The 23,361-nt window shown below is 70.4% G+C and carries 20 protein-coding genes and 1 tRNA gene; 7 read left to right on the top strand and 14 right to left on the bottom strand.

What is annotated here, in order from left to right; genetic code table 11:
• Positions 1 to 5 precede the first annotated feature (5 nt).
• The 8 genes from DJ021_RS10610 to DJ021_RS10575 all read right to left on the bottom strand — a co-directional run bounded on the left by DJ021_RS10610 (position 6) and on the right by DJ021_RS10575 (position 9,699).
• Entirely contained in the window at positions 6 to 1,307 is a 1,302-nt protein-coding gene (locus tag DJ021_RS10610; RefSeq protein WP_111457513.1) for an amidohydrolase family protein, read from the bottom strand.
• On the bottom strand, positions 1,304 to 2,719 hold the full coding sequence (locus tag DJ021_RS10605; protein WP_243625953.1) for an amidohydrolase: 1,416 nt from the start codon (positions 2,717 to 2,719) through the stop codon (positions 1,304 to 1,306). The genes DJ021_RS10610 and DJ021_RS10605 overlap by 4 nt, the downstream gene beginning before the upstream one ends.
• 74 nt (positions 2,720 to 2,793) lie before the next feature.
• Positions 2,794 to 4,893, bottom strand: coding sequence for a TonB-dependent siderophore receptor (locus DJ021_RS10600; protein ID WP_111457511.1), 2,100 nt, complete (start codon positions 4,891 to 4,893; stop codon positions 2,794 to 2,796).
• Positions 4,894 to 5,062: 169 nt separating this feature from the next.
• A complete protein-coding gene (locus tag DJ021_RS10595) occupies positions 5,063 to 5,695 on the bottom strand; it encodes an FMN-binding negative transcriptional regulator (RefSeq protein WP_111457510.1) in 633 nt (210 codons plus the stop codon).
• Positions 5,692 to 7,248: an amino acid permease gene (locus DJ021_RS10590; RefSeq protein ID WP_111457509.1), complete on the bottom strand. Its 1,557-nt coding sequence runs from the start codon at positions 7,246 to 7,248 to the stop codon at positions 5,692 to 5,694. Before DJ021_RS10590 ends, DJ021_RS10595 begins: the two co-directional genes overlap by 4 nt.
• Positions 7,249 to 7,263: 15 nt before the next feature.
• Positions 7,264 to 7,683 carry a hypothetical protein gene (locus DJ021_RS10585; protein WP_111457508.1) on the bottom strand — a complete coding sequence of 140 codons (420 nt, stop codon included), beginning with the start codon at positions 7,681 to 7,683 and terminating at the stop codon, positions 7,264 to 7,266.
• Positions 7,680 to 8,801 carry a PepSY-associated TM helix domain-containing protein gene (locus DJ021_RS10580; RefSeq protein ID WP_207801811.1) on the bottom strand — a complete coding sequence of 374 codons (1,122 nt, stop codon included), beginning with the start codon at positions 8,799 to 8,801 and terminating at the stop codon, positions 7,680 to 7,682. Before DJ021_RS10580 ends, DJ021_RS10585 begins: the two co-directional genes overlap by 4 nt.
• A 115-nt stretch (positions 8,802 to 8,916) precedes the next feature.
• Entirely contained in the window at positions 8,917 to 9,699 is a 783-nt protein-coding gene (locus DJ021_RS10575; protein ID WP_207801810.1) for an AraC family transcriptional regulator, read from the bottom strand.
• Positions 9,700 to 9,852: 153 nt separating this feature from the next.
• Here DJ021_RS10575 and DJ021_RS10570 point away from each other — a divergent pair, with 153 nt between their 5' ends.
• Both DJ021_RS10570 and proC read left to right on the top strand, forming a co-directional pair.
• Complete coding sequence (locus DJ021_RS10570) at positions 9,853 to 10,830, top strand: alpha/beta hydrolase fold domain-containing protein (protein WP_111457505.1); 978 nt, start codon at positions 9,853 to 9,855, stop codon at positions 10,828 to 10,830.
• A gap of 3 nt (positions 10,831 to 10,833) precedes the next feature.
• Positions 10,834 to 11,646 (top strand): pyrroline-5-carboxylate reductase, encoded by an 813-nt coding sequence (gene proC, locus DJ021_RS10565; protein ID WP_111457504.1) that lies wholly within the window; start codon positions 10,834 to 10,836, stop codon positions 11,644 to 11,646.
• A gap of 44 nt (positions 11,647 to 11,690) precedes the next feature.
• Here proC and DJ021_RS18895 read toward each other — a convergent pair.
• Positions 11,691 to 11,849, bottom strand: a tRNA-Leu gene (locus DJ021_RS18895).
• Positions 11,834 to 12,085, bottom strand: coding sequence for a hypothetical protein (locus DJ021_RS19085; RefSeq protein ID WP_133254985.1), 252 nt, complete (start codon positions 12,083 to 12,085; stop codon positions 11,834 to 11,836). Before DJ021_RS19085 ends, DJ021_RS18895 begins: the two co-directional genes overlap by 16 nt.
• Positions 12,086 to 12,378: 293 nt before the next feature.
• On the opposite strand from DJ021_RS19085, the gene DJ021_RS10560 reads away from it, so the two are divergent.
• From DJ021_RS10560 to DJ021_RS10545, 4 genes are read left to right on the top strand one after another with little or no spacing between them, the layout of a single operon-like run.
• Complete coding sequence (locus DJ021_RS10560; RefSeq protein WP_111457503.1) at positions 12,379 to 13,614, top strand: TolC family protein; 1,236 nt, start codon at positions 12,379 to 12,381, stop codon at positions 13,612 to 13,614.
• Entirely contained in the window at positions 13,611 to 15,068 is a 1,458-nt protein-coding gene (locus DJ021_RS10555) for an efflux RND transporter periplasmic adaptor subunit (protein ID WP_111457502.1), read from the top strand. The genes DJ021_RS10560 and DJ021_RS10555 overlap by 4 nt, the downstream gene beginning before the upstream one ends.
• A complete protein-coding gene (locus DJ021_RS10550) occupies positions 15,065 to 18,223 on the top strand; it encodes an efflux RND transporter permease subunit (RefSeq protein WP_111457501.1) in 3,159 nt (1,052 codons plus the stop codon). The genes DJ021_RS10555 and DJ021_RS10550 overlap by 4 nt, the downstream gene beginning before the upstream one ends.
• Complete coding sequence (locus DJ021_RS10545) at positions 18,220 to 18,636, top strand: copper-binding protein (RefSeq protein ID WP_111457500.1); 417 nt, start codon at positions 18,220 to 18,222, stop codon at positions 18,634 to 18,636. Before DJ021_RS10550 ends, DJ021_RS10545 begins: the two co-directional genes overlap by 4 nt.
• 240 nt (positions 18,637 to 18,876) lie before the next feature.
• On the opposite strand, the gene DJ021_RS10540 is transcribed toward DJ021_RS10545, so the two are convergent.
• From DJ021_RS10540 to DJ021_RS10530, 3 genes are all read right to left on the bottom strand, one after another.
• On the bottom strand, positions 18,877 to 19,494 hold the full coding sequence (locus tag DJ021_RS10540) for a PepSY-associated TM helix domain-containing protein (RefSeq protein ID WP_165837178.1): 618 nt from the start codon (positions 19,492 to 19,494) through the stop codon (positions 18,877 to 18,879).
• Entirely contained in the window at positions 19,491 to 20,108 is a 618-nt protein-coding gene (locus tag DJ021_RS10535) for a PepSY-associated TM helix domain-containing protein (RefSeq protein ID WP_111457498.1), read from the bottom strand. Before DJ021_RS10535 ends, DJ021_RS10540 begins: the two co-directional genes overlap by 4 nt.
• Positions 20,109 to 20,218: 110 nt before the next feature.
• The gene (locus tag DJ021_RS10530) at positions 20,219 to 21,046 is read right to left on the bottom strand and encodes a copper resistance protein B (RefSeq protein WP_341538137.1); all 828 of its coding nucleotides are present in this window, start codon (positions 21,044 to 21,046) and stop codon (positions 20,219 to 20,221) included.
• Between DJ021_RS10530 and DJ021_RS19305 the strand changes: the two genes are divergently transcribed.
• Positions 21,045 to 21,371, top strand: coding sequence for a hypothetical protein (locus tag DJ021_RS19305; RefSeq protein WP_341538136.1), 327 nt, complete (start codon positions 21,045 to 21,047; stop codon positions 21,369 to 21,371). The genes DJ021_RS10530 and DJ021_RS19305 overlap by 2 nt on opposite strands.
• Here DJ021_RS19305 and DJ021_RS10525 read toward each other — a convergent pair.
• Complete coding sequence (locus DJ021_RS10525) at positions 21,337 to 23,184, bottom strand: copper resistance system multicopper oxidase (protein WP_111457497.1); 1,848 nt, start codon at positions 23,182 to 23,184, stop codon at positions 21,337 to 21,339. The genes DJ021_RS19305 and DJ021_RS10525 overlap by 35 nt on opposite strands.
• Between the last annotated feature and the right edge of the window lie 177 nt (positions 23,185 to 23,361).

Here is a 23,361-nt window from a genome sequence, read left to right as displayed (position 1 = left end):
CTGCGTCAGCGGTAGCCGGCGGGCCACGGGTCGGCGCGCCGGGCGGGGGCATAGCGGCGGGCGAGCTCGTCCTGCCGGGTGATCAGCGACACCGGTCGGCCGCGCACGAGGACCGTCGTGGGCGCGCTGGACGGCTCCAGCGGATCGCCGTCCCAGATCACCAGGTCGGCGTCCTTACCCGCAGTCAGTGCGCCGTAGTGGTCGCCGACGCCCCAGATGGCCGCGGGATTGACCGTCAGCGCCTTCAGCGCCTCGATCCAGGGCAGGCCGTTGGCCACCGCCAGGCCTGCGGCTTCGCGCACGCCGGTGCCGGCGTTGTGGTTGAATTCGATCCCGGGCACCGAGAAGGCCACGGTGACCCCGGCCCGCTGCAGGATCGCGGCGTTGTCCAGCCGCGCCCCGATCTCGTCGAAGGTCCAGGGCAGGTCGTCGAATGGATTGATGACCACGGGGATGCGATGGGACGCCAGCAGGTCCGCGACCCGCCAGGCCTCGGCCCCGCCAAAGATCACCACCTTCACATGATAGTCCTCAGCCAGCCGGATCGCCTGGCGCAGGTCGGATTCGCGGGCGGTGACGATGCCGAGCGGCATCCGCCCGGCCAGCACCGGCTGCAGCGCCTCGGCGTCCAGATGGTTGAGCAACTGGTCGCGCGGGCCCGGGTGGGCGGAGAGCCGGGGAAACCGCCGGGCCTCGGTCAGGGCGTTGCGCAGCAGGATCCAGGCCGCGCTGCGCGAGCCGCCGGTCCGGACCGCCGCCATGCCGCCGATGTTGATCATCATGGCGGCCCTGGGGCGGTCGAGGATGTCCGCGCCCTCCGAGAGCCGCAGCGCCGCCGCGGCGCCTGCGAAGGGCGCGCTGGCCGAGCCGCCGGGATAGCTCCCCACCCGCGTCAGGCCGTCGGCGCGGGCGCGCGGCAGCAGCACCGAATTCGGATTGAGGGCGTATTCCACGTCGAAGGCCGCCCCCAGCGGCCCGGAGCTGACGCTCTGGTCGGCGGTGTCGGGGACGGAGTTGATCTCCACCAGGCCAAGCTGCGTGCCGGCGTTCATCAAGCCGGGCGTGACGATCCGCCCCTTGGCGTCGATCACCCGGGCGCCGGCCGGCGCGGCCAGCCCGGGTCCGACGGCGGCGATCTTGCCGTCGCGGACGACGATGGTGGCGTTGTCGACCGCGCCGCGGCCGTCCATGGCGTAGAGCTTCGCCCCGACCACGGCGATGGTCGTGGGGTCGGGCGTCTGAGCCTGCGACGCGCTCGCCGCCAGCAGGCCCGCCGCCATCGCGCAAAGCGCTGCGATCCGCCTCATGGCCGCCGTCCGGAGCTGGGCCGGCCGAGCTCGAAGTCGGACACCGGCTGGCGGCGCGGGTCGAAGCGGTCGAACACCAGGGCGCCGTCGATGAACACCTGGTCGGCGTGGCTGTAGATCGAGAAGGGGTCTCCGGACCAGATCACCAGGTCGGCGTTCTTGCCGGTCTCCAGCGAGCCGATCTGGCGGTCCAGGCCCATGGCCTTGGCGGGATTGAGCGTCACCCACTGGATGGCGTGCTCCGGGGTGATCGTCAGCCCGGCCCGCCGGCCCGCCGCCGCCGCCTTGCCGGCTTCCACCGTCAGCCGCTGCCCGACGATGTTGGAGTCCGAGTGCATGGTCACGCACGCGCCGGCCGCGTCGACGAAGGCCGCATTCTCGCGGATGCCGTCGAAGGCCTCCACCTTGTAGCCCCACCAGTCCGACCAGACGACGGCGCAGATGCCTTCCTTAGCCAGCAGGTCGGGGATCTTGTAGGCCTCGGCGGCGTGGTGGAAGGCCGCCACGTGGTAGCCGAACTCCTTGGACAGATCGATGACGTAGGCCATCTCCTCGGCCCGGTAGCAGTGCATCTGCACCCGGATGTCGCCGTTGAGCACCGCCGCCAGGGTGTCGAGCTTCAGGTCGCGGTCCGGCGGGTCCTTGGCCTCGCCCCGCTGCCAGGCCTCCCATTTGCGCTTGTAGGCGGCAGCCTTGATCCAGGCCTCGCGATAGCCGGCGAAATTGCCCATCCGGCTCGACGGGAACCGCCCCTTGTCGCCGAAATAGTATTCGGGGTTCTCGCCGCAGGCCATCTTCAGGCCCTGCTGGGCGCCCGGGAACTTCATCGCCTGGACGGTGGCGGCGGGGACGTTCTTCAGCACCACGCTGCGGCCGCCGAACAGGGGGTCCGACCCGGGCAGCACCTGCAAGGTGGTCACCCCGCCGGCCAGGGCGCGGGAGAAGGCCGGGTCCTGGGTCAGGATGGAGTGCTCGGCCCAGACGTTGGCGGTGTTCGGATCGCTGATCTCGCTGACGTCGGAATGTTCGAGCTGCAGCGAGGTGAACGGCGCCGGAAAGTCGCCGTTGTGCGTGTGGATGTCGATCACGCCCGGCGTCACCCAGCGGCCATGCCCGTCCAGCACCACCGCGCCGGCGGACGCCGTGACGTTGGCTCCCACCGCGGCGACCTTGCCGTCCGTCAGCAGGACATCGGCGTCCTCAAACCGCCGCCCCGCTCCATCCAGCACGGTGACGTGGCGGATCAGGGTGTCGGTCCTCGGCAACGGCCGATAGGTGGACGGATAGGGGTCCTGGGCGAAGGCCAGCGGCGGCCTGGGCGCAGGCGCGGCCTTCGCCTGGCCGGGCCGCGGCCCGGCGGCGCAGCCGGCAAGGCAGGCGGCGGCCAGCAGGACGAGCGCGCGCCTCCCCAAGCCTGCACCTCTCATCCGGTCGCCCCGCCTCTATCCTTGGACCCGACTAGTCCGTCACCGCCGAAGGTCGATCCTCACCACTTCCGGCCAATGGTCACGAACAGGATGCGCCGCGCGCCGTAGAAGCATTGGCTCACCGCGGCGCAGTGCTGGACGTAGTTCTTGTCCAGGAGATTGCTCGCGTTGAGTGAAACCTTCCACTCCTGGATGTTGTAGTGCAGGAGCGCGTCCACCAACACCTGGGAGCGGCTTTGCAGGGTGTTGGCGGGGTCGCCATAGAACGCGCTCTGATAGCGCACGCCCACGCCGCCGCCCAGGCCCGCCAGGGGGCCGGTCTGCTGGGTGTAGTCGGCGAACAGCGACGCCTTGTGCCGGGGCACGATGGGCAGCTGCTTGTGCAGGTCGGGGCCGTTGGACTTGGTGACCTCGGAGTCCGTGTAGCTGTAGTCGCCGTTCAGGCTGAGCCGCTCGTGGATGCGGGCGATGCCCTCCAGCTCGACCCCCTTCACCTGCACCTCGCCGGTCTGGATCGAGAAGAAGGCGTGGCTGGGGTTCGGATCCTGGGTGATCACATGCTGCTGGGTCAGGTCGTAGACCGCCGCCGAGGTGAAGATCTTCACGTCCCGCGGCAGGTTGCGCGGCTCGAACTTCACCCCGACCTCGACCTGCTTGCCGGTGCTGGGCACGAAGGGGTTGCCGTTGAAATCGGCGCCGGAGACCGGAAGGAACGAGGTCGAGTAGGACGCGTAGGGCGCCAGGCCGGAGTCGAAGACGTAGTTGACGCCGACCCGGTAGGTCGTCGCCTGGTCGGAGACGCTGACGCCGCTGTTCCTGGTGTCGAGCCAGTCCTGGCGCGCGCTGAGCGTCAGGCGCCAGTGATCGAGCTTCATCTCGTCCTGAGCGTAGATGCCGGTCTGCTGCTGGCGCTGGCGCAGGTAGGGGAAGAGCGCCGGCCTCGTCACCGGCACGCCATAGACCGGGTTGACGAGGTCGAGGGTCGGGCCGAAGGCGAACCCGAAGTCGGACCGGTTGGTGAGGTTGCGGTAGTCCACCCCCAGCAGGGCGACGTGCTCGATCGCGCCCGTGGAGCCGTGGGCTTCGAGGCGGGAGTCCACCGCGAACTGCTTGATGTTTTCCGGGAAGACGAAGTTGTAGCGGTCAAGCGTCCGCAGGTCCGTCTCGATGCCCGCGCCATAGACCGACTGGCTGTAGCTCTGGCTGGTCGAGTACTTGGCGTTCTGGTGGAAGCTGAGGGCGCTGTTGAAGGTGTGGTTGAACTCGTAGCCGATCCCGTACTGTTCGCGGCGGAACACGTTGTAGGTCGGCTCGCCGGCGTTGAAGCTGGAGCCCAGGTGGACGTTGGGGTTGGGCAGCAGGGTGCCCTGCGTCGGCAGGAACCCGCCGCCGTCGCCGCTCACCCGGTCCTTCTGGTAGTAGGCCAGCAGGGTCATGTCGGTGTCCGGCGCCATGTGAAAGGTGACGGCCGGGGCGATGAAGGTCCGCTTCGACTTGACGAAATCGGTCTGGGTCTGGCGGTCGCGCCACAGGCCGGTCAGCCGCCCCTCGACGCCGTTCATCAGCGTACCGGTGATGTCGCCGGCGACCTGCTTGTCCTCGTAGCTGCCGTACTGGGCCTGGGCTTCGGCGCTGAAGTCCGCCTGGGGCCGCCGCATGGTGATGTTCACCAGCCCGCCGGGCGGGGTCTGGCCGTAGAGGACGCCGGAGGGTCCCTTGAGGATCTCCACCGACTGGGCGCCCCACAGGTCCAGGCCGACGTTGGAGACCGAGCCGACCGGCGCCTGCAGGCCGTCGATGTACTCCACCGGGTTGAAGCCGCGCAGCGTCAGCCAGTCGTAGCGCTCGTCGGAGCCGAAGTTCTCGCCGACCACGCCGGAGGTGTAGCGGACCACCTGCTGCAGGTTCTGCAGGTTCAACAGGTCGATCTGGTCGCGGGTCACCACGGAGATCGACTGCGGCGTCTCGATCAGCGGGATCGCCACCTTGGTGGCCGCGACGTTGGTGGTGGCGACGTAGTTCGGCGCGGTGACCACCAGCTCCTCGACCACGCTCGAGCGGGTCTCCTGGGCCATGGCCGGGGCCGCAATCGCCAGTGCGCCGGCGGTGGCCACCAGCAGATGTCTGCGCTTGAGCACCCGTTGTCCAACCGTAAGCATCACATTCCCCCGTCCAAGATGGCCGACCGCGATGGTGTTGTCGGCATCAGGAGAGTGCGCCTACGTCCGTGCACCCGCATAAGCGCAAGGGTCGGAAATCATCGCAATCAGGCCACGCCCCGCTTCTGTCATCGAGCCGACGCTGTTTGGCGCCTGGGCCGGCGCTGGCTCAGCCCGGATCCCGGTCGCCCGGCGCAGCGAAGTCCCGCATCCAGCGGGTGAGGTCCTCGCCGCCGGCCCGGTCGAGACCGGCCAGGATGTCGTCGAAGACGTCGGGCCGCTCGTCCTGCCCCAGCTTGAACCTGGCGTTGGCCGAAAGCACGTTGGCCCGGAAGCCGATGACGCCGCGCGACAGCGACTTGTAGCGCGGTCCCATGTCCTCCAGGCTCCAGGCCGCGGGCCGACCGGCCTCCATCGCCCCGACCAGGTCGCGAAGCAGGCCTTCGATCGCCTCGGGAGTCTCGTTGAAGACGAGATCCGTCAGGTACTGGGCGGCGGCGTAGTTCCAGGTGGGCGCCTGGGTGCGGTCGGCCATCCAGGACGGTGAGACATAGCCATGCGGGCCAAGGAAGAGGATGAGCGCGCGCCCGGTGCGCCGCAGGCTTTCGACCTGCGGGTTCGAGCGGGCGAAGTGGCCGACCAGTTCGCGCACCTCGCCCTGCGGCCCGAAGACCGGGCGTATGGGCAGCAGGGTGGCGCTCGGCGTCGTGGCGTCGGCGGTGACCACCCAGGCGAGCGGGTGGTCCAGCAACAGCCGCCGGACGTCCTCGTCGGACCGCGCGGCGAAACTTGCGGCGGTCACGAGGCGCCTCCGGCTTCCTTCAGCAGGTCGTGCGTCGCCGCCAGCGGATCGCCCTGCACCCGCGACTTGCGCCGGCCGTAGAGCAGATAGACCGCCGCGCCGGCCGCAGCATAGACGACCAGGAAGATCATCGGCGCGGGGTTGCCGGCGCCCGCCTTGCTGATCAGATCGACGCTGACCGGCACGATCATCACCCAGCACATCACCAGAGCCCCGACCGGGATCACGCCGATCCAGATCGGTCCCACCTTCATGCCGCCGAACGGCACGCGGAACGGTCGGGGCAGATCCGGCTGCGTGGCGCGCAGCCACATCAGGCTGATGCAGACGATCGAAAACGCCAGGGCGGTGCCCAGGCTGACCAGATCGGCCAGCAGGGCGAGCGGGAACATCGCCGCCAACACCGCCGAGACCAGGCCGAGGATCACGATGGCCAGGTGCGGGGTCCTGAACCGGCGGTGCAGCCGGGCGAACAGGCCCGGCAACAGCCCGTCGCGGGCCATGGCGAAAGCCACGCGCGACTGGCCGTAGCCGTTGACCAGCAGGACGGAGGCCAGTCCCACCAGGGCGCCGAGCTTGATCAGCATGGCCATCTGCGGCCGGCCCATCCGGTCGGCGGCGATAGCGATGGGATCGGACACCCCGAGCTCGCGGAACGGCACCACCCCGGTCAGCACCACCGCCACGACGATATAGACGATCGTGCAGATGATCAGCGCGCCGAGGATGCCGATCGGCATGGCCTTCTGCGGGTCGCGGGTCTCCGATCCGGCCGTCGAGACGGTCTCGAACCCGAGATAGGCGAAGAACAGGATCGAGGCGCCGCGGAAGACGCCCGCCCAGCCGTAGACGAAGCCGCCCTCGTTGGGCGGGATGAAGGGCGTCCAGTTGTGCGGCTGGATCGCGCCGACACCCATCGCCACAAAGGCCGCCAGCACCAGCAGCTTCACCGCCACCAGCACGGCGTTGACCCTCGCCGACTCCGAGACGCCGAGGACGAGGACCACCGTCACCGCCAGGATCGCGCCCACCGCCACCACATTGGCTGTAGCGCCGGCATGGGCGGCGCCCTGGGCGGCGGCGTGGATGGTGGGCGTGATCAGCGCGGCCGGGATCGCCACGCCGAAGCCGTGGGCGAGGCTGGCGAAGTAGCCGGAAAAGCCCACCGCCAGGGTCGAGGCCGCCAGGCCGTACTCCAGCATCAGCAGCCAGCCGAGGATCCAGGCGAACACCTCGCCCAGGGCCGCGTAGCAGTAGCTATAGGAGGAGCCCGCCACCGGCATGGCCGAGGCGAGCTCGGCGTAGCAGAGCGCGGTCAGGCCGCAGGTGACCCCGGCGATGATGAACGACAGCACCACCGCCGGGCCGGCGAAGTTGGCCGCCGCCGTCCCGGTCATCACGTAGATCCCGGCGCCCAGGATGCAGCCCACTCCCAGCAGCATCAGCTGGATGGGCCCGAGCGTGCGCTTCAGGCCGTGGGACATCGCATCGGCCTGCAGGCCGGCGACGGTCTTGCGGGCGGTAAGGCCTCGTGCGCGTGGAGCCGGGGTCATGGTTGCGGCCCCAGATCAGTGGGTGACGGTGGCGAGATAGTCCGCCGCTGTGGTCGGCCCGATCGCCGCGGTGTCGGTGTGCTCGGCGATGTACTTGCGGGTCTCAAGGAAGAAGTTCGCCCCGCGCGGCGCCTTGAGGCGGTCCAGGGCCTCGCCGACCAGCTTCGACTTGCCCGGCGGATTGTGTTGCGGCTGGATGAAGATGAAGTCCCATGAGGCGCCGTCCTCGTGCACGTACAGTTGGCGCGGCGGCAGGCCGGCCTGGCGGTTGGCCTCGTCATAGAGGGCGGTGAGCTTCAGGAAAGCCTCCTGCTGGCCCGGCGCGATCCGATAGATCTCGATGGCGACCTCGCCGGGCTCGGGCGGCGGCGCGGCCACAGCGCCGGTGGCGAACAGCGCCAGGCCAAGGGCCATGACCGACAGCTTCATCTTCATCGGGCTTGCTCCATTGCGAGTCTAGGTTTCGGGCGGCCCCGGCGGCGCACCCACCAAAGGGTCACGCCGAGCAGGGTCAGGCAGAACAGCGAGGCGCCGACCACGAGGGCCAGGACGCGACCGGCGACGCCGGCGATCTCCCCGGTGTGCACCGCGTAGAGGGCGTCCCAGACGCGGGTCTTCAGCGGCGTCCTGAAGGCGTCGTAGTCGGCCAGGACGCGGCCGCTGCGGCTCGACACGTAGACCGAGGTCACGCCGGCCGCGCGGCGGGGCTCCCCGGCCTGCCGCAGCTCGACCTTGTACCAGGGGGCGTCGGCCTTGGGCCATTCCACGGCCCAGAGCGCGGCGCCGGGATAGCGGGCCGATGCGACGTGCGCCGCGGTGGCGAAGGTGACCGGCCCGAGGGCGGGCTCGGACGCGGCCGAAGCCGCGGTCGGCGGCGGCCGCGCGTCGTCGAACCAGCCGGCCAGCGGATCTTCGAAGGCCAGCAGGACGCCGGCCGCGAACAGCAGGGTGGCGGGCAGCGCCAGCCACAGGCCGGCGGCGCGGTGCCAGGCGAAGGCGATGGCCCGCGCGTCGGCGCGCGGGCGTGGCAGCAGCGCGGCCGCCCACCGCCCGCCGACCGGCCAGGCGAGCTTCACGCCGATCAGCACGTCGATCAGCAGCACCAGCCCGCTCAGGCCGATGAACCAGGTCCCGCGCTGATGAGCGAACAGGGTCTGATGCAGGTAGGTGGCGACCTGGAAGACGCCCATGTGGACCGGATCGTAGTTGGACGGCCGCATCCGCAGGACCTCGCCGCCTCCATCGAGCCGCAGCACGTCGTTGTGGCCCCCCGCTCCGTCCAGGATGACGTCATAGCGGTCCGGCCGGCCGGCGCTGCCGTAGACGGCGGAGACGCTGCGTCCCGGATGAGCCGCCTCGATCGCGACCAGGCTGCGCTCGAATGCGGCGGGCTGCAGGGCGCGGGCGGGGCCCGCAACCGTCCAGTCGTCGATCTCCCAGTGGAAGACCAGCATCACGCCGGTGATCGCCTGCAGCGCCCAGAGCCCCGCCAGCAGGAGGCCGAGGCGCCTGTGGGTCGATCGGAGAGCCGCCAGGACGGCCTGTCGCGACAACGGGATCATTCGAGGATGCTAAGGCAGGCTGAACTTGGCCCGCCGCTTAAGGCGGGTCCGAATCCTTCGCGCACGGGCCAAGCCGCGGCCGATCGGACCTCGCCGCCTCGGGTGTCTAGGAGTCGGTGAAGTACCGGCTGGGCGCGACGCCGAACGCCCGCTGGAACATGGCGGTGAACGCGCTGGCGCTGTTGTAGCCCACGTCGAAGGCCACCACCGTCACCGACTGGCCCAGCGACAGCCGGGACAGCGCCTCCGCCAGCCGGGCCTGCTGGCGCCAGGCCGAGAAGCTCATGCCGGTCTCACGGCGGAAGGCGCGGGTGAAGGTCCGTCGGCCCATGCCGGCGACGTTGGCCCAGGTGTCGATGTCCTGGTCTTCCCCCGGCTCCTGCATGACCGAGCGGCAGATCTGCACCAGGCGCGCGGTCTGCGGCATGGGAACCTGCAGGGCCATGGTGGTGTGGGTGGCCGAGGCGACGATCTCGTCCAGGATCAGGCGCATGATCCGGCCCTCGCGACCGACCTCCTCGTACTCGACGGGCAGCGTCGAGGCCTCGAGGATCAGCTCGCGCAGCAGGCTGGAGACCTCCAGCACCTGGCAGCGGCTGGGGAGGTGCGGGGCCGCGTCCGGCTCCACGTAGAGCGTGCGGACCGACACGTGGCCGCGGCACAGGACTTCGTGGCGGACGCCGCTGGGCATCCACACGGCGCGTTGGGGCGGGACGGTGTAGCTGACCTCGTCGGTGATGACCGAGACCACGCCGGCGCTCGCATACAGCAACTGGGCCCGCTCGTGACTGTGCGGCGGGTCGATGAAGTTCGGCGGATATTCGTCGGCCAGCACGGCCACCGGACGGGGCACGTGCTGATAGTCGCTGCCATGCGTGCTTCGCTTCACGTGGCCCATTCTAGACGATCGACGATCCGTGATCGATAGCGCGTCACGAGCCTCCCACTAAGGTTGCCGTCAACCGGCCGGGCGCCTCGGATGCATGCCCGGCCTGCGCAATTCCTGAGCGGATCCGCATCTCCGCAGCGTGTCAGAGAGACCATGTCCGATTCCGTCACCAGCCTTCATGGGGAAGACCTGGACCCCGCGATCCGCCGCTTCATCCAGACCACCGGCGCCGAATTCCGCCGCCACGCCGGCGACGGCGCGCCCTCCCCGGTCGAGATCCGCCGGATCTGCGAACTGGTCCGCGCGCCCTGGCGCCAGGGCGGTCCGGCGATGCGCCGGACGACCGAGGTGTTCGCCCCGACCCGCCACGGAGAGGTGCGGCTGCGCGTCTACGATCCGTCGGAGACGGCCGGCAAGCCGGCCCTGGTCTACCTGCACGGCGGCGGCTGGACCATGTTCAGCCTCGACACCCACGACCGGCTGATGCGGGAATATGCGGCCCGCGCCGACGTGGTGGTGGTGGGCGTCGACTACGCCCTGTCTCCGGAAGCCAAATTTCCCGTGGCCCTGGAGCAGTCGATCGACGCCGTGCGCTGGCTGGCCAAGGCGGGCCGCGAGCTCGGAGTCGACCCGGGCCGCATCGCCATTGGGGGCGACTCCGCCGGCGGCAACCTGTCGGTCGGCGTCGCCCTGGTGCTGCGCGACGAGGGAGATGGCGATCTCCTGAAGGGCATGCTGCTGAACTACACCGCCTTCGACGACGTCTGCAGCGAGGCGGACCACGCGCGGTTCGGCGGGCCGGAGTACATGCTGACCAGCGACGAGGTCGAGTACTTCTGGAACAACTACGTGGCCTCGGCGGACGATCGGAACAGCCCCTTGGCGCGCAGCATCACCGCCGATGTGCGCGGCTTGCCGCCCGCCTTCCTGACCATCCCTGAATGCGACGTGCTCTCCAGCCAGAGCTACGCGATGTCGGACCGACTGCGCGCCGCCGGCGTGCCCGTGCGGGCCGAGGTCTATCGCGGCGCATCGCACAGCTTCCTCGAGGCGGTATCGATCTCGGAGCTCGCCGATCGCGCCCTGCAGGACGGCTCGGAGTGGCTGCGGCAGACGCTGAACGCCGGCTGACCGATGCCCGGCTCCCGTGTCCTGATTGGCTGCGGGCGCATGGGCCAGGCGCTCCTGGCGGGCTGGACGGCGCGCGGCGAGACCGCCTTCGTGATCGATCCGTCCGCCGATCGCGCGGCGCTGGCGGCCCTGGGCGCCGTCGTCATCGATCGGCTGGACGACCTGGCGGCCGTTCCGAAGCCGCTCTGTGTGCTCGTCGCCGTGAAGCCTGCGGACGCGCAGGCCGCGATCGCCGGGCTCGCGCCTTGGCTGGGCCCGGGCGACCTGGTGGTCTCCGTCGCGGCCGGCGTCCCGATCGCGGCCCTGCGCCGGGCCCTGGGCGCCGCGCAGCCCGGCGTCGTGCGGGCCATGCCCAATATCGCCGCGTCCGCGGGCGCCGCCATGACGGCGGCCGTCGCCGAACCCGGCCTCGACGCGGGGCGTCGCGGGCTCTGCGAGAGCCTGTTCACCTGCGTCGGCGAGTTCGTGTGGCTGGCCGACGAGCCGCTGCTCGATGCCGCGACCGCGATCTCGGGGAGCGGCCTGGCCTATGTCTTCAGCCTGGGAGAGCAGCTGGCGCAGGCCGGGGTCGCCCTCGGGCTTGCGGATGACGTCGCCGCACGTCTGGCCCGGGTGACCCTGAGCGGCGCGGGCGCCCTGGCCGCCCGCGGCGAAGCCAGCCTGGCCGAGTTACGGGCGCAGGTGACGAGCCCGTCCGGCACCACCGCCGCCGCATTGGCCGTTCTCGATGGTCCTGGCGGCCTCGGCGAGCTCATCGCCCGCGCCACGACCGCCGCCGCTCGACGCGCCGCCGAGATGACGCCAAAGGTCCAATAGGCCGGTCGGAGCGCCGCCTGCCGAGGCGTCCGCCGTGCATAGGATGGTGCGGGCGGTCGGGCTCGAACCGACACTCCTTGCGGAACCGGATTTTGAGTCCCACATGACTTGTCTAATTCATTGAATTTACATCATTATTTTTCGACGTCAGGCAAAGTGTGTAAGAGACTGTGTAAGTCTCGACCGATCAAGTCGCCTCCCGCCCAACGCGCTTAGCGAACGTCCGCGCCGCGACGACGTCCAACAGTGCCCCTGCCGGCGTCTTGCCTTCGCCATCCGCCATCGTCATCTTGGCGATGATGCTGAAGCTGAGCCGCCTTCTCGCTCTGCTCGCCGCGATCATGCTCGTGATCGGGGGCGCTCCGGCTGTTGCGGCTTCCCAACCCTGCGATCCGTGTCCCCCGGATTGCCCGATGATGCGGCCGACGACGGCGGCCATGGCGGACAATCATGGCCAAGCGCCGGCCAAGGGCGGCAAAGCCGAGAACCCCTGCAAGCAGGGCGTCGTCTGCCAAGCCGCCACGACGGCGGTGGCGGCGCCGTCGGCGACGCTGGTCGCCTTCGAGCTAAGCGCCAACACAGTCGATCACAGTTTGGCCGACGCGCTCGCCGCGCCATCGCGGCCCCCGGACCGAAATCTAAGACCCCCCATAAAGCCCTGAACCCGATTGACCCGGCGGCGTCGAGCCGCCGGCCCTGGCGCGTGTGCGCCGTCATCTGGAGTTCCGGAGCATGTCTCCCGTTCAATGGCTGCCGACTCTCGTGGTCGCCGCCGCCCTCGCGAGCCCGGCCGCCGCCGCGCCCCTGACCTACGCTGGCGCGCTCGACCTCGCCGCGCGGTCCGCGCCCAGCCTGCAGGCGGGCGCCCTGAAGGTGGACGCCGCACGCGCCGCCAGCCGCGCTGCCGGCCGCCTGCCCGATCCCAAGCTCAGCGTGGGCGTCGACAACTTCCCGGTCTCCGGTCCGCCGGCCGGCCGGTTCAACGCCGACGGCATGACCATGGCCCGGATCGGGGTCGTGCAGGACGTGCCGAACGCCGCGCGGCGTCGCGCGGAGGTCGCCGCCGGGTCTGCGGAAATCGGCGTTGCCGAAGCCGAGGCCACCCTTCAGCAGCGCAACGTCCGGGTGGCGACGGCGCTCGCCTGGATCGACCTCGCTTACGCCGAGCGGCGCCTGGCGGCGCTGGACCAGCTGGTGGACGGGCTGAATGACCTGTGGGCGGCGCAGCCAGCCACTATCGCCTCCGGCGCCTCGCGTCCGGCCGTCGGACTGGAGCCAAAGCGGCTGCAGGCGGTGTTCGCGGACCGGCGCAGCGAACTGGCGGCCGCAGCGGCCAAGGCGCGAGCCGAGCTTTCCCGCTGGACGGGTGACCCCGCGCCGACCGCCTCCGGCGACGCCCCGCACTACGACATCGATCCGGCCGCGCTGCACGCAGCACTTGACCGGCACCCCAGCCTGCTCACGGCGGACGCCGCCGAACGCCGGGCCGGGGCCGACGTCGACGCCGCGCGCGCGGCGACGCAGCCGGATTGGGGCTTCGAGGTCTCCTACGGCCGACGCGACCCGATGTTCGGCGACATGGTCTCGGCCGGCGTCACCATGAGCTTGCCGCTCTTCAAGAGCACACGTCAGGCGCCGCTGATCGCGGCGCGCCTCGCCGACCGCAACCGCATGCTGATCGAGCGCGAGGATCGCCGCCGGACGCTGGTTGCAGCCCTCGACGGCGACATCGCCGAGCATGTCATGCACCACGACCAGTGGCGCCGCGCCGTCGAGGTGCTCGCGCCCACCGCCGAGCAGCGTGCGCACCTGGAGCTCGCCAGCTATGCGGCGGCCCGCGCCGGGTTCGACGACGTCCGCGCGGCCCTCACGGACCTTGCCGACGCCAAGCTCACGGCGCTTGAGCGTGAGGCGATGGTCGCCCGCGACGGGGCGCGCATCGTCCTGACCTACGGGAGCGACCAATGACCCGCCAAACCCTCCTGGTGGCGGCGGCGGGCTTCGCCGTCGCCGCGGCGCTCGGCTTCGGGGTCGGGCGGATGCATCCGACCGCAACCGCCCCCGCGCCCACCCAGGCCGCCGGCCGCCCGGTGCTCTACTGGTACGACCCGATGACGCCGGCGCAGCACTTCGACAAGCCGGGTAAGTCGCCGTTCATGGACATGCAACTGGTCCCCAAATACGCCGGCGATGCGCCCGGCCAAGCCGGCGTGCAGGTCGATCCGGCCCGGGTGCAGAACCTGGGCGTGCGGGTCGCAAGCGCCGAGCGCGGCCGCTTGCCGAGCGGGGCGACCGCCGCCGGCGTCATCGACTTCGACGGGCGCGACGTGGCCGTGGTCCAGGCCAGGGCCGCAGGCTTCGTGCAGCGGGTCTACGGCCGCGCGCCCGGCGACATCGTGGCCGCCGGCGCGCCCCTCGCGGACGTGTTGATCCCGGAGTGGGCCGGCGCCCAAGGCGAATATCTGGCGATGCGTCGCACGGGCGACACGGCGCTGATCCGGGCCGCCCGCCAGCGACTCCAGCTACTGGGCATGCCGCCGGCGCTGGTCGGCGCGGTGGAGCGCAGCGGGCAGGTGCGCAATACGGTCACCGTCGCCGCCCCGACCGGCGGGGTGATCAAGACGCTCATGGTCCGCAACGGCATGACCCTCTCGGCGGGCCAGACGCTGGCGGAGATCAATGGCCTGGGGCGCGTCTGGCTCAACGCGGCCGTGCCCGAGGCCCTGGCGGGTCAGGTCCGCGTCGGCGAGACCGTCACGGCGACGCTCGCCGCCTATCCGGGGCAGACCTTCGCCGGGCGCGTCGCCGCGATCCTGCCGCAGGCGCAGGCCGAGAGCCGGACGCTCACCGCCCGTGTCGAGTTGCCGAACCCGGGCGGCCGCCTAAGGCCCGGCATGTTCGCCAGCTTGCAGTTCGGCGGCCAATCGCAAGCCGCACTGCTGGTCCCGTCCGAGGCCGTGATCCGCACCGGCAAGCGCACGCTGGTCATGCTGGCCCGCCCCGGCGGTCGCTTTGAGCCCGCAGAGGTCCGCGTGGGGGGCGAGGCGGACGGCCAGACCGAAGTGCTGGCCGGTCTGTCGGAGGGCGAGAAGGTGGTCGCGTCGGGCCAGTTCCTGCTCGACAGCGAAGCCAGCCTGTCCGGCGTCCAGGCGCGACCCATCGCGGCGGCCGCGGCGCCGGCATCGAAAGCGCCGGCGCTCTACGACAGCGTCGGGCGGATCGAACAAATCTCGCCGGCCAGCGTGACGCTCTCCCACGAGCCGGTTCCCGCCATCGGCTGGCCCGCCATGACCATGCAGTTCCATCTCGCCGACCCGGCCTTGGCCCGCGGCCTGAAGGCCGGCGACCAGGTCGCCTTCAGCTTCGACCAGCCGCCCGCCGGCCCAACCGTGCGCCGCATGGACAAGGCGGCGGCGCGATGATCGCCGCCATCATCCGCGCCTCGGTGCGCGGCCGGGTCTTCGTGCTGATGGCCGCGCTCGCGCTTCTGGTCGCGGGCGTCATCGCCGTGCGCTCCACACCCGTCGACGCCCTGCCGGACCTCTCCGACGTGCAGGTGGTGATCCGCACCAGCTACCCCGGCCAGGCGCCGCAGATCGTCGAGAACCAGGTCACCTACCCGCTGACCACCACCATGCTCTCGGTGCCGGGCGCCAAGACCGTGCGCGGCTATTCGTTCTTCGGCGACAGCTTCGTCTACGTGATCTTCGAGGACGGAACCGACCTCTACTGGGCCCGCTCGCGGGTGCTGGAGTATCTCAACCAGGTGCAGAGCCGCCTGCCGGCGGCCGCCAAGCCCTCGCTCGGTCCCGACGCCACCGGCGTCGGCTGGATCTACGAATACGCGCTGGTCGACCGCACCGGCCGCCACGACCTCTCCCAGCTGCGCAGCTTGCAGGACTGGTTCCTGCGCTACGAGCTGAAGACCCTCCCCGGTGTGGCCGAGGTGGCCAGCATCGGCGGCATGGTGCGCCAGTACCAGGTGGTGCTCGATCCGGTGAAGCTGGCTGGCTACGGCGTCACCCACCAGCAGACCGTCGAGGCCATCCAGCGGGCCAACCAGGAGACCGGCGGCTCGGTGCTGGAGATGGGCGAGGCCGAATACATGGTCCGCGCCTCCGGCTACCTGACGACGCTGGACGACTTCCGCGCCATTCCGCTGCGCACCGCCGCCGGCGGCGTCCCTGTGCGCCTCGGCGACGTGGCGACCATCCAGCTCGGGCCGGAGATGCGCCGGGGGATCGCCGAGCTGAACGGCCAGGGCGAAGTCGCCGGCGGCGTGGTGCTGCTGCGCTCCGGCAAGAACGCGCGCACGACGCTCACGGCCGTGAAGGCCAAGGTCGAGGAGCTGAAGCGCAGCCTGCCGCCAGGCGTCGAGATCGTCACCACCTACGACCGTTCGCGGCTCATCGACCGCGCGATCTCCAACCTCAGCCAGAAGCTCGTCGAAGAGTTCGTCATCGTGGCCTTGGTCTGTGGCCTGTTCCTCTGGCACGGCCGCTCGGCGCTGGTGGCGATCCTCACCCTGCCACTCGGCGTGCTGTTCGCCTTCATGGTCATGCGGCTGCAGGGCGTGAACGCCAACATCATGTCGCTGGGCGGCATCGCCATCGCCATAGGCGCCATGGTCGACGCCGCCGTGGTGATGATCGAGAACGCCCACAAGCGCCTCGAGCGCTGGGCGCGCGAACATGCCGACGAACTCCTGGACCAGGACACCCGCTGGCGCGTGGTCACCGAGGCCGCGGCCGAGGTGGGCCCGGCGCTGTTCCTTAGCTTGGTAATCATCACCCTCTCATTCGTCCCGGTGTTCGCGCTTCAGGCGCAGGAGGGCCGGCTGTTCTCGCCGCTCGCCTTCACCAAGAGCTACGCCATGGCCGGCGCGGCGATCCTCTCGGTGACGCTGGTGCCGGTGCTGATGGGATTCCTGATCCGCGGACGCATCCCGGCGGAGGACGCCAACCCCCTCAATCGCTGGCTGACCAGCATCTACCGTCCCGCCATCGACTGGACGCTGCGCAGGCCCAGGACCGTCCTGCTGCTGGCGCTGATCGCCTTCGCCACCACCGCCTGGCCGCTCAGCCGGCTGGGCGGGGAGTTCATCCCGCCGATGGACGAGGGCGACCTCCTCTACATGCCCTCCGCCCTCCCGGGGATCTCGGCGGCGAAGGCCTCGGAACTGCTGCAGCAGACCGACCGGCTGATCAAGACCGTGCCGGAGGTGAAGAGCGTGTTCGGCAAGGCCGGCCGCGCCGAAACCGCCACCGACCCCGCCCCGCTGGAGATGTTCGAAACCACCATCCAGCTCAGGCCGCGCAGCGAGTGGCGGCCCGGCATGACGCCCGAGAAGCTGACCGAGGAGCTGGACCGCGTCGTCAGGGTCCCGGGCCTCGCCAACGTCTGGGTCCCGCCGATCCGCAACCGCATCGACATGCTGGCCACCGGCATCAAGAGCCCGATCGGCGTCAAGGTCTCGGGGAGCGACCTCGCCCAGCTCGACCGGGTCGCCGCACAGGTCGAGGCGGCGGCGAAGAGGACCCGGGGCGTCAGCTCCGCGCTGGCCGAACGGCTCACCGGCGGGCGCTACGTCGACGTGGACATCGACCGCACCGCCGCCGCCCGCTTCGGCCTGAACATCGCCGACGTGCAGCAGATCGTCTCCGGCGCCGTGGGCGGCGAGAACGTCGGCGAAACGGTCGAGGGCGTCGCCCGCTACCCGATCAACGTTCGTTACCCCCGCGAGCTGCGCGACAGCCTGGAGGGCCTGCGCGCGCTGCCGATCCTCACGCCCGCCGGCCAGCAGATCACCTTGGGGACAGTCGCCAACCTCCAGATCGTCGACGGCCCGCCGATGCTGAAGACCGAGAACGCCCGGCCATCGACCTGGGTCTATGTGGACGTGCGCGGCCGCGACCTGAACTCGGTCGTCACCGACCTGCAGCGGTCCGTCGCCAAGGAGGTGAAGCTGCCGGCCGGCGTCTCCCTCGCCTACTCCGGCCAGTTCGAATATCTGCAACGCGCGGCCGAGCGGCTGAAGCTGGTGGTCCCGGCCACGCTGGCGATCATCTTCCTGCTGCTCTACGCCACCTTCCGGCGCTGGGACGAAGCGGCGCTGATCATGGGCGCCCTTCCCTTCGCCCTGACCGGCGGCATCTGGGCGCTCTACCTGCTGGGCTACCACCAGTCGGTCGCCACCGGGGTCGGCTTCATCGCGCTCGCTGGTGTCTCGGCCGAGTTCGGGGTGGTCATGCTGATCTACCTGAAGCACGCACTCGCCGAGCGCGGCCCGAACCCGAGCCGCGAGGACGTCGCGGAAGCCGTCCGCGAAGGCGCCCTGCTGCGGGTTCGACCCAAGGCCATGACCGTCGCGGTGATCCTTGCCGGTCTCGCCCCGATCCTGGTCGGCCACGGCGCCGGCTCCGAGGTGATGAGCCGGATCGCCGCCCCGATGATCGGCGGCATGCTCACCGCCCCGCTGCTCTCCATGCTGGTCATCCCCGCGGGTTACTTGCTGCTCCGCCGCAGGCGCCCCGCCCCCGTTTCAGCCACCGCTTCAGCCCAAGGAGAAACCCCATGAAGCGCCTCGTCCTGACCCTCGCCGCACTCACCCTTGCGGGCGGCCTCGCCGCCTGCGGGAAGAAGGAGCCCGTCGCCGCGACCGAGCCCGGCGCAGAGCCCGCCACTGCAGCGGTCGCTACACCCGCGCCGGCGGCGCCGGCGGCTTCCAAGGGCGGCGACATGGCCGCCATGGGCATGGCCGGCGACGCCAAGATGGCGAAAGGAACCGGCAAGGTGACCGCGGTCGACGCCGAGGCCGGAACTATCACCCTCGACCACGGTCCGATCCCCGAGGCCGGCTGGCCCGCCATGACCATGGTTTTCAAGGCCGGACCCCCGGTGACCAGCGCCGTCAAGGTCGGCGACACGGTTGCCTTCGATGTGAAGCTGCAAGGCGGCGCGGGCGAAGTGACCGCCGTTCAGAAGCAGTAGTCCCGAGCACGTTGTGCGCGGCGCAGCCGGCCGCGCCCTCATCAGGGATGATGGTGCGCGTGCTGGCCTCGGGCGCCTGCTCCACCTGGCGCAGCATGGCCGGGCCGCCGGTCCGCATGACCCATCGGAGCCAGGCTTCTCCGCCCCTCCGATCGCAGCCGCCAACGCCAGGCGTTCCGGGGGCCGCCTAGGCGTTCACGGATTCCGCAAGAGCGCCACGGTGCGGCAACCGGCGCTGACCTAGGGAAAGAGCCCGATCACGAATGCCATGCAGGCGACCGCTGCGACCCCGAACGTCAGCACGCCCAGGGTGCGCCGGGGGTTCGCCGCCCAGGCCTCGATGAGACCGCCCGTCACCAGCAGGATCAGGCCAATCGCGGTCAGGTCGAGCGCCAGGCTCCAGACCCGGGTGATCCACCAGTCGCGAGCCTGGGTCGGATCATCGGCCGACACGCCGACGAAGGTGTGCAGCGTCCGGACCACCCCCCAGCCGTTGACCGTGACGCGCCGCACCGTGGCGCGGCCGGTCGTCAGGTCGGCGTCAACCTTGACGCTCTCGCCCGGCCGGCCGGCATGGATCGTGAACCGCCCGTCGGGCGTCGTGTCTGTCTGGTTGAGCTCACCCCTCAACCCGAGTTGCGCCATCAGGTCCCGGGCCATGGCCATATCGCCGGTTGCCTTCGGGCGCTTGAACGTGCGCTCGAAGTCGGTGGTCCGGCGGTGCGGCCAGAAGTCCTCGAAGGCCCAGTGGTGGTTCAGCAGCAGCCCGGTCCCGGAGAACAGGATCACGAACAGCAGCAGCGCCAGCCCGAGGTAGATGTGGACCTTGCGGTTGAGGATGCGGACCTTGGGGCTCACAGCACGATCCCCGCGACCAGCAGCCCGAACACGCCCAACCCGGCGACCAGGCACAGGACACCGGTTCTTCGCTCGGCCCCGAGCGCCGCCCAGAGGTAGAGGCCGGTGGCGGTGAGGAAGAGCACGCCGAGCGCCGTGGCGTCGGCGAACCAGCGCCACAGCGCCACGGGCAACCAGTTGCCGCGCAGATCGACCACGTGCGGTCCGGGCATCTTGTGCAGGAAGACGAGCCGACTCCAGAAGCTCGTCCGCTCGTGACTGACGATCGCCCGCCCCGCAGCGAGGTCGACCTTGATCGTGATCTTGTCGCCCGGACGCTGCACCGGGATTTCCAGCCGGTTCTTCTCGGGCTCACGGCGGACGAACATGATCTCGCCCGAGACCCCCGTCTGGCGCAGGACCTCACGTCCGAGAGCCAGGCTGCTGGCCTGGGTTGTGTCGCCGAGGGAGATAGCGACGCTACGATCCGCAGCGGGCCGGGGCGCGCCCCAGGCCCAGCCCGGATGGTTCAGCACGAAGGTGCTCAGCGCGTAGACGATGACCAGGGGACTGGCGGCGATGCCGACGTAAAGGTGCAGGTCGCGCATCCATCCGCGCAGGGACCGTCCGGCCATCACGCACCCCCTCACGCAACTCGTGCGGGATTTCTAGGCCGGTCGTGCGCTCGACCTCTAATCGCGATCATCGCGGGTCGAGCGCCCTGAGGCCCGGACCGCTCCCGACCTCAGAACCAAGCCCGCAGACCGACCACGAAGCTGGTGCTCTCAGCGCCCTGGCCCGCCAGCCGCGCATAGTCGGCGGTCTTGCCGAACCGGCGCTGGTACGAAACCCCGACGTAGGGCGCGAAGTCGTGTCGGATCTCGTAGCGAAGGCGCAGGTCGAGCGCTGCGTCGGAGAGCCCCGATCCGGTCCGGGTCTCCGGGGTGTCCTGGACCGCCAGGTTGAACTCCGCACGGGGTTGCAGGACCAGGCGCTGGGTGAGCCGCAGGTCGTAATAGCCATCGACCCGCCCGAGGACCTCGCCCTTGTCGGACAGGAACACGGCCCCTTCCACGTCGAACCAGTAGGGCAAGAGCGACTGGGCGCCGACAGCCAGGTAGGTCCGGGCATGCGGCGCAAAATCCTGCCGCACCCCGGCCTGCAGGTCCACATAGGGGCTGACGGCGCGGGCGTAGAGGAGCTGCAGCTCGGCGCTGTCCAGACCGTCCCGGCGGGTCCCCTCGCCTTCGCTCTTCGCGACCAGCCGATTGATGTCTCCGCCGTACCAGGCCTGGCCCTCCCAGCGGTAGCCGCCGCCGGACCCCGCCTGGAACTCGGCAATGTCGGCCATCACCTGCGACACCGCCATTCCGCCATGCTCCATCCGGAGCACCTGCCGTGCGGCGGCCATGCTGGCCGGGTCGTAGTAGCGATCGGCGGCGTGATCAGTCGGAGCGGGGGGCGGCGGCGTTTGCGGTATCGGGGCCTCAGCTTCGGGCGTCGCACCCTTCGACATGTCCATCCCGGGCATGCTCGGCGCCGCTGACGGCGCGGCGCCGGGAGCTTGGGCCATGCCTGGCATCGCCCCAGCGGGGCCGGCCGGCGGTTTCGCAGGCATCGCCATTCCGGGCATCGCCATACCCGGCATCGAGAACGTGTCGTGCGCTCCAGTCGGCGGAGCCGTCGTCGCGGCTTTCGCGGGCGGCTTCCTGGCCTTCGCACCCGGCGTCTTGGGCGCCGCCTTCACCGCCGGCTTGGGCTTGGCCGGCGACATGTCCATGCCGGGCATGTTGGGGTCCATCGGCTGCGCGGCGGCCGGTGCGGCCCACAACAGCGGAAGCGCGGCGATCACGGCCAAGCGGGTCACGCACCCGCTCCTTCCAGCGGCCGGACGCTGAACACCTGAAACATGCCTGCGTGCATGTGGTAGAGCATGTGGCAGTGGAAGGCCCAGTCGCCGGGCACGGGCGTGAAATCCCAGGACACCTTGCCGCCCGGCAGCACCGTCACTGTATGCTTGCGCGGCCGATGCTCGGCGGGCGCCCCCTGGACCACCTCGAAGAGGTGCCCATGCAGGTGGATGGGGTGGGCCATCATGGTGTCGTTGATCAGCGTCACCCGCACCCGCTCGCCCTCGCGGAAGGCGTAGGGTTTCGTCGTCTCGCTGAACTTCTCGCCGTCGAAGCCCCACATGAACCGCTCCATGTTGCCGGTCAGGTGGATGTCGAGCGACCGTGACGGGGGGCGCGGGTCGGTGTTGGGCTCGAGCGCGACGAGGTCGCGATAGACCAGCACCCGATGGCCGACGCTCTCCAGTCCCTGCCCCGGGTCGCCGGTGCGATCGACCGGCATGGGCGCGATCATCTGCACGCCCGGGCCGAGCTTCACCTGGGGGGCGTTCAGGGGGTCCATCATCGACATCTTCATGCCGCCCATGTCGCCCATCGCGTCGGAGCCGCGCGGCTTCGGCGGCGCCATGCCGGGCGGCGGAGCGGCGCTCATGGCCGACATGTCGTGGCCCATGCCGGCCATCGCGCCGCCGGACGCCGCCGTGCCGGACATGTCCATGCCCGGCATCGCGCCACCGCCCATGTGCATGGCGCTCATATCCATCCCCATGTCCCGCATGGTGGCTATCGGGCGCGCGCGCAGCGGGGGCACGGGGGCCGTCATGCCGGCGCGGGGCGCCAGCGTCGCCCGGCCCATGCCGGAGCGGTCGACCGCCTCGGCCACGAGCGTGAAGGCCTTGTCCTCGGTCGGCTGGACGATGACGTCATAGGTCTCGGCGTTGCCGATCTGGAACTCGTCGACCTCGACGGGCCGCACGTTCTGACCGTCGGCCGCGACCACGGTCATCTTCAGCCCCGGGATGCGCACGTCGAAGACGGTCTGCGCCCCGGCGTTGATGAACCGCAGCCGGACCCGCTCACCGGGCCTGAAGAGCGCCGTCCAGTTGTCCTTCGGCCCCTGGGCGTTGATCAGGAAGGTGTAGACCGCGCCGGTGACGTCGGAGATGTCGGTGGGATCCATGAGCATCTTGGCCCACTGGGTCCGCTCCTTCAGGTTCTGGCCCTTGCCGGCCAGCAGACCCGCCACCGTCTCCTGGCGGTAGTTGAAGATCCCGCCCTGCTGCTTGAGCTTCTCGAAGATCCCGTGCGCATGCAGGAAGCTGAAATCGGACAGCATGACCACGTACTCGCGGTCGAACTGCACCGGATCGGCGTCTTTCGGCTCGATGATGATCGGCCCGTAAAGCCCCTCCTGCTCCTGCAGCCCCGAATGGCTGTGGTACCAGTAGGTCCCGCTCTGCCTGACCGGGAATTCGTAGACGAAGGTCTGGCCCGCGGGGATGCCGGGGAAGGTCACGCCCGGCACGCCGTCCATCTGGAACGGGACCAGCATCCCGTGCCAGTGAATCGAGGCGGTCTCGGACAGGCGGTTGGTGACCGAGAGGCGCACGTCCTGGCCTTCCTTCAAGCGGATCAGCGGCGCCGGCTGGGAGCCGTTGACGGTCACGGCGTGGCCCCTGCGGCCATCGACCGTCCAGGCGGCATGGTCGATCGTCAGCGCGATGTTGTCGCCGGACACCGAGGGCATGGCCTGGTCCGCACCCGCGGCCTGCGCCCATCCGGGCAGCAGGTTGCTGAGGGCCAGGCCGCCACCGGCAAGGGCGGCCCCGCGCAGCAATCGCCGCCGGTCGAGATTTCTCATGTGTTCGTCCCAGGAATGGCAGATCGGCCGAAGCCGACGCTCGCATCACCAATACGCACGGGTCCGCCCAACGCCCTCACCGGCGATCGGAGAAATCGCCACCAGGACGTTTGAGGGAAAGCTACGATCGCGCGCGTATTCCCGGCATCATCCCGGCCTCGGCCGAACAGGGGAGCT

Origin of the sequence: Phenylobacterium hankyongense (assembly GCF_003254505.1) — a bacterium.
Lineage (GTDB): Bacteria > Pseudomonadota > Alphaproteobacteria > Caulobacterales > Caulobacteraceae > Phenylobacterium > Phenylobacterium hankyongense.
Note: the sequence above shows the minus strand (reverse complement) of the source record. Positions and strands in the feature narration are given on the sequence as shown.